Below are 6,321 nucleotides of genomic sequence, written 5' to 3'. Positions count from 1 at the left end.
GAGTATGAGGCGGCGCTAAGCCAAGTGCCGGCCACGGGCCAGCGGCGGGCGGTGCTGTTTCTGGGCTCCAACATCGGCAACTTTCACCCCGCCGCGCGCCAGCAGTTTCTGGCCGCGCTGGCCGCCCCGCTCGCGGCCGGCGACGCGCTGCTCATCGGCTTCGACCTGCAGAAAGACCCGCGCCAGATTCGGGCCGCCTACGACGACCGCCAGGGCGTCACGGCCGCCTTCAACCTCAATCTGCTCCGCCGTCTGAACCAGGAGCTGGGCGCCGATTTTCAGCTTGCAAGCTGGCAGCACTACGCTGATTATGACCCGCTTAGCGGCGCGGCGCGCTCCTACCTGGTCAGCACCCAGGCCCAGCAGGTGCGGCTGGCCGCCCTGCCCGACGAGGTGTTTGCGTTTGCGGCCTGGGAAGTCATTCACACCGAGAATTCCTACAAGTTTACCCGCCCCCAGATTGAGGCGCTGGCGGCGGCGGCCGGCCTGCGGGTGCAGCATTTTTTCACCGATGCGCAAGGCTGGTTTGCCGACGTGGTGCTGACTAAAGGTTAAGAGCTAAAGGCTAAAAAGGCGGTCATGCAGAACGCAGCGCAGCGGAGTGAGGCATCTCGCGTGCAGCACTAATCAATGGCACTGCAACGATTGGATTACTTCCCCAAGCGAGATGCTTCACTCCGCTGCGCTGCGTTCTGCATGACCGCCTTTTTAGCCTTTGATTTCTAGCTCAACAATGCTCATCTCGCTCGCTTCCGGCTACGGCGACTTCGCCGTGCCCGCCGTGGCCCTCGAAGCCGCCGTCCAAAGCCTGCAAGGCCTGGCTGGCCCGCTGCCGGTGAGCGAGGCCGCCGGGGCGCCGGAGTTGCGCGCGGCGCTGGCCGCCCGCTACCGCCAGCGCGGCGCGGCCCAGGTGCGGGCCGAACACGTCATCATCACGCCCGGCACCAAGGCGGCGCTGTTTGCCGTTTTTAGCGAAGTGCTGCGCCCCGGCGGCGCCAACGAGGTGCTGCTGCCCACACCCAACTGGTTTGGCTTCGGTGAGCTGGTGCGGCGGGCCGGCGGGCAGCTGCGCGAGCTACCGCTGCGCCCGGCCGACGACTACACGCTAGCCCCCGCAACGCTGCGCCAGGCGCTGCGACCCGAAACCCGGCTGCTGCTGCTCACCAACCCCAACAACCCCACCGGCCGCCGCTACACCGCCGCCGAGTGGGCCGCGCTGCTCGGCGTTACCGGCGACTTCCCCGGCCTGCTCGTGCTCAGCGACGAAATCTACGAGGGCATCGTGTTCGATGACGACCCGGCCGCGCCCTACGCGCCGGCCCCTACCCTGCTCGCCCAGCCCGACCCGCACGGGCAGCACGTGGTGGTGAGCGGCTTCTCGAAGTCCCTGGCGCTGGCCGGCTGGGGGCTGGGCCTCGTGGTGGCGCCGCCCGCGCTGGCGGCGCGCCTGGCCGAGCGGCAGTTTGCCCTGGCCGGCGCCGTGCCCGCGCCCAGCCAGGCTGCCGCGCTGGCCGCCACCGGGCACGCCGAGGCCATTGGCGCCGCGCTGTGCCGGCAGCTGCAACCCAACCGCGAGTTGCTGCTGGCCGGGCTGCGCGCCCTGCCCGGCCAGCCTGACTTCGCGGCGCCTGCCGGCACCTACTACATTTTCGCCGATTTTAGCCGCCTGCTCGCCCCATCCCTACCCCCCCTCGCCGCCAGCAAGGCCCTCACCGCCGAGTTGGCGGCGGCCGGCGTGCTGGCCGTGGATGGCGGCACCTGCGGAGCCCCCGGCTTTCTGCGATTGTCTTATGCCGTGGCTGAGACCGACTTGCGCGAGGCCCTGCGCCGGCTGGGCCAGTTTGTAGCGGCCCGGCACCGCACAATTAAGCTTGATTGATAGGTGATTATTTAAAAAATAAATCCACTTCCATCACCATCACAGCGCCGGGCCGGGCGGGCGCAGGCCGGCACCGAGGCTGATGGCGTCGGTGACCTGATAGGCCTTGAGCAGCTGGCGGCGGACTTCCTGGTAGCCGGCCCAGTCGAAGTGGGCTACGAAGCCGGCGGCGGCGCGGGCGCCTTCGGCGAACAAGGCTCGCTTGGCCGATTCGGGCAGGGCAAAGTCGAGCCAGTTGAAGGCACTGGTGTCGGCGTAGCTGACTAGGTGGCGGTAGTCGGGGTTGCGGGCGATAAAGTCGTAGTCGTGGCCGTGGCGGGAGGTGGCCAGGATGTGACCCAGCAGCTGGGTAAACTTCTCCGCCCGGTTGGGCGCGCTCCGGCCCAGGCCGAGCTTGATGCCGAACGTAGGGCAGGCGGGCACCTGGTAGTGGCGGTGAAACAGGTCAATCGGAAAGTTGGACAGGATGGCCCCATCCACGAAATAAGCTGCCTCCGGCACCGGGCCGCGGTAGCCGGTGGCATCTTCCCAGACCGGGCCGCCCGGCGCGCCCGCCCGCGGCAGGTCCTCGACCCGAAACGGCTGGAAGAAGCCCGGAATTGCCATCGAGGCCCGCACGAAGTCGGCCGGGTGCACTTGTTCGGGCGCCGCGTAGTAGAGATTGGCCATCTCCGGGAATACCACCTTGGATTCGGTGGTCACGTCGGCCGCCACCAGGGCCACCCGGATGGGCTGCTCGGGCACGTAAGGGCGGCCATCGCGCCGGCGCAGGCCATCGGCCGCCGTGAGCGTGCGCAGCCGGCGCAGGTCCGCCACGGTGCTGATGCCCCACTCATCAAGCACCCGGCGCAGCCAGTCGTGCAACACGTGGCCCGGATTCAAGCCAAAGTCCTGGGTGAGGTTGTCGAGCACCTGGGCGCCCTTCCAGAGGTAGCGCAGCAGCCGGCCGTTCTCGACAATTACCCGCACGAAGTCGCGGGCGTCCTCGTCGCCATCCACGAAGGTCTGCCAGTCCTGACTGATGAGCTGCTGAAGCAGCCACTCGGTTTTGGCGGCCTGCACGGACCCGGCCGCGGCCAGCAGCAGGGCGTTGATGGCGCCGGCCGAGGTGCCGCCCACCTGCAAAAACCGCACGCCGAGCTGCTCCAGCACGTAGCCATAGCCGACCAGCGCGATGCCTAGCACGCCCCCGCCTTCCATCACCAAATCGACGTACTGATGCCCCGCCTCGTCCACGATGTCGCTGACCTGCCAGCTGCCACGCGCCGCCACCTGGCCGGCCACGGCGGCCCGCGCAGCGGCCAGATGCTCTTGAGCAGCAGCGTAATAGGCGGCAACGGACATAGCAGCAGGGTTAGCGACTGGCTTGAGCCGTGAGCGGGGGGTAGGGAAAATGGTCAGCCGATTAAAGTAGCCAACCAAGCGCCCGACTCGCGCCCCGGCCGCGTAAAGTCAGATTTCAGATTACGGGAACGGCTGGGTGCGGTTTGCCGGCGCCAGCCCGGCCGCTCAACGCTCATCAGCACCCAGCTTGTGCCTACTCATGCCTGGCAAGCCACCGCGCCCGGCAGGTATCTTTGCCGCCGGCAATTTCTTTTGAAAATAAAAACAACGGAAGCGCCCCGCCTGGCACTGGGCGCCGCGCGCCGCCTGGCAGCTCTAGAGTTATAGAGGAAAGCGCCAAATCCTATCAGCTTGGCCCAAACGCGTTTTAGAAAGCAGTCTGCGAGAAGCTGAGACGCTGACTATCGCCAACTCATAACTTCTAACTCATAATTCATAACTCAAAAAAAATGCTTCTTCGTCCGCACCTGCGCCCTACCCTGCTGCTGGCTTACCCCGTGGTGCTGAGCCAGTTGGGCCACGTGCTGGTCAACGTCTGCGACTCGGCGATGGTGGGGCAGACCGGCAAGGTGCCGCTGGCGGCCGTGACGGTGGGCGTGGGCGTGACGACGGTGCTGCTGGTGCTGGGCCTGGGCATTAGCATGGGCGCCGTGCCGCGGGTGGCGGCGGCCAATGGCCGCGGCGACCACCCGGCGCTGGGCCGCCTGCTGGTGGGAACAGTCTGGCTAAATGCGCTGGTGGGGCTGGCGCTGGCGGGCCTGAGCCAGCTGCTGCCCCGGCTGCTGCCGCACCTGAATCAGGCGCCCGAAGTGGTGGCGCTGGCCGGGCCCTGGGTGCGGGTGATGGGGCTTTCGCTCTTGCCGCTGATGGTGTTTCAGGGCTTCCGGGAGTGGGCCGAGGGGCTGGGCCTTACGCACCAGGCCATGCGGCTCTCCATTGCCGCCAACGTGGTGAACGCGCTGCTGTGCTACGCCTTCATTTTCGGGCACTTCGGCGTGCCGGCGATGGGCCTGATGGGCGCGGCCTGGGCCACGCTGCTGGCGCGCATCGGCATGGCCGCGCTCATGGCGCAGTTCGTGCTGCGGTCCGCGCAGCTGCGCAGCCGGCGGCCGGCTACGGCAGCGGCCTGGCTGCGGCCCGGCCTGGCCGAGCTGCGCGGACAGCTGGCCCTGGGCCTGCCCATCGGCTTGCAGATGATGGTCGAGGTGGGCGCCTTCGGCATGGCGGGCCTGATGATGGGCTGGATTGGCGTCAGCACCCAGGCCGCCCACCAGATTGCCCTCAACCTAGCTTCGGTGACGTACATGGCGGCCAGCGGCATCGGGGCGGCGGCCACCATCCGGGTGGGCAGCCTGCGCGGCAGCGGCGACGCAGCCGGCGCCCGGCAGGCGGGCTTCGCGGCCAGCTGGCTCACGCTGGGGTTTATGACCCTGATGGGCGGGCTGCTGGTGGCGCTGCGCCACGTCATCCCGCCGCTTTATAACTCTGACCCGGCCGTGCTGGGCCAGGCCGCCACGCTCATCCTGATTGCGGCAGCCTTCCAGATTTCCGACGGCTTGCAGGTGGTGGGGCTGGGCGCGCTGCGCGGGCTGGAGGACGTGAAAGTGCCCTCGCTGGTGGCGCTGCTGGCCTACTGGGTGGTGGCCTTGCCGCTGGGCTACGGCCTGGGCTTCGGGCTGAACATGGGCGCGCCCGGCGTGTGGCTGGGGCTGCTGGTGGGCCTGAGTTTGGTGGCGGGCGTGCTGCTGCGGCGCTTTCACCGGCTGAGCCTGGCCGCACCGCTCGGCGCTGCGGTGGCCGTGAATGAAAGCCGGCCGGTTGTAGTTTCGTAGGCTCCATTCTTTGCCGGGCCAGTAGGTTGGCCGGCGGCGGCTCATCGAAGAGCCCGCCGCGCCCGGCCGCCCCGGATGGCTCACGACCCTGCTCATGCGCTTGCTCTTATTCTTGCTGCTGCCCACCCTGGCGCTGGCCCAGCGCGCCCCAGTCCCTACCCCCCCTTCCGCCGCCAAGGCCGCCGCCCGCCCCGCTCCGGCCAAACGGCCCGCGCCGCTGCCCGCCACGGCCGTGCCGTGGTCGGCGGGACGCCCGCTCACCGTGGCCGACTTCCAGGGCCGCCCCGGCCCGACGGAGCCGCACGCGGCCCTGGCCTCGGCCACCATCGACGCCAAAGGCGCCTGCAGCGGCAACGTGTTCACGGCCGAGGTGCGCGCCGTGTTCGACCCCAACACTTCCTGGGTGCGCGAGCCGGCCACCATGTCGGCCGCCCTGCTGCGCCACGAGCAGCTGCACTTCGACATCGCCGAAATCTATGCCCGCCAGCTGCGCCTGCGCCTGGCCGGCGCCCACCCCAACTGCGCCCAGTTGCAAAGCACCTTTGGCCGCATCAGCCAAGCGGTATACACGGAGTGGGAGCGTGAAGAGGCGCGCTACGATCAGGAAACCAGCCACGGCCTCAACGCCGTGCAGCAGACCCTTTGGGAGCGCCAGACCGCCGTGCGCCTTCAGCAACTGGCCGCTTACGCGCTGAAGGAAGCGGAGTAGGGTTTTGAGAGATAATGAGTTGAAGGGTAAAAGAACGTCATGCTGAGCGCAGCGCAGCGGAGCCGAAGCATCTCGCCAGGGAGAGTAATCCAGTTGAAAGGTGGTCATGCAGAGCGCAGCGAAGCATCTCGCGTGCATCAGCAATTCAATCGTTGTTTACCGCTGATTACTTCTCCGAGCGAGATGTCTCGGCAAGCTCGACATGACGTTCCTTCTGCTTGATTACTTCCCCGAGCGAGATGCTGCGCTGCGCTCAGCATGACCGCCTTTTGCCTTTTATCTCTTAACTCATTATTTCTTAACTCAAAGATGCCGACCATCTCCTGGGCTGATTTTGAGCAGGTTGACCTGCGTGTGGGCACCATTATCGAGGCACGGGCCTTCCCGGCGGCGCGGCGCGCGGCCTACCAGCTGCTGATTGACTTCGGCCCGGAAATCGGCCTGAAAAAGTCCAGCGCCCAAATCACGCAGCACTACTCCCTAGCGGCGCTGCCGGGCCGGCAGGTGCTGGCCGTGGTCAACTTCGCGCCCAAGCAAATCGGCAAGTTCCTGTCTGA

At 67.6% G+C, this 6,321-nt stretch carries 6 protein-coding genes; 5 read left to right on the top strand and 1 reads right to left on the bottom strand.

The genetic code is table 11. The annotated features are described in order from the left end of the window. Both ACFE70_RS19885 and ACFE70_RS19880 read left to right on the top strand, forming a co-directional pair. Positions 1-555: L-histidine N(alpha)-methyltransferase (locus ACFE70_RS19885; RefSeq protein WP_375419531.1), on the top strand; the 555-nt coding region annotated here is incomplete at its 5' end. A gap of 178 nt (positions 556-733) precedes the next feature. Next, positions 734-1,879: a pyridoxal phosphate-dependent aminotransferase gene (locus ACFE70_RS19880; protein WP_375419530.1), complete on the top strand. Its 1,146-nt coding sequence runs from the start codon at positions 734-736 to the stop codon at positions 1,877-1,879. Between the two features lie 39 nt (positions 1,880-1,918). Here ACFE70_RS19880 and ACFE70_RS19875 read toward each other — a convergent pair whose 3' ends face one another. Next, complete coding sequence (locus ACFE70_RS19875) at positions 1,919-3,223, bottom strand: patatin-like phospholipase family protein (RefSeq protein WP_375419529.1); 1,305 nt, start codon at positions 3,221-3,223, stop codon at positions 1,919-1,921. A gap of 449 nt (positions 3,224-3,672) precedes the next feature. On the opposite strand from ACFE70_RS19875, the gene ACFE70_RS19870 reads away from it, so the two are divergent. From ACFE70_RS19870 to ACFE70_RS19860, 3 genes are all read left to right on the top strand, one after another. Then, positions 3,673-5,055, top strand: a complete 1,383-nt coding sequence (locus ACFE70_RS19870; protein WP_375419528.1) for an MATE family efflux transporter — start codon at positions 3,673-3,675, stop codon at positions 5,053-5,055. Positions 5,056-5,149: 94 nt separating this feature from the next. Next, on the top strand, positions 5,150-5,764 hold the full coding sequence (locus ACFE70_RS19865) for a DUF922 domain-containing protein (RefSeq protein WP_375419527.1): 615 nt from the start codon (positions 5,150-5,152) through the stop codon (positions 5,762-5,764). 309 nt (positions 5,765-6,073) lie between these two features. Continuing rightward, positions 6,074-6,321, top strand: a 248-nt coding sequence (locus tag ACFE70_RS19860; protein ID WP_375419526.1) for a tRNA-binding protein, incomplete at its 3' end; no start/stop codon positions are given.

The organism is uncultured Hymenobacter sp. (genome assembly GCF_964243305.1).
In the GTDB taxonomy this organism is placed as follows: domain Bacteria; phylum Bacteroidota; class Bacteroidia; order Cytophagales; family Hymenobacteraceae; genus Hymenobacter.
The sequence above is the reverse complement of the archived record's forward strand: the minus strand, read 5'-3'. Positions and strand labels throughout refer to the sequence as shown.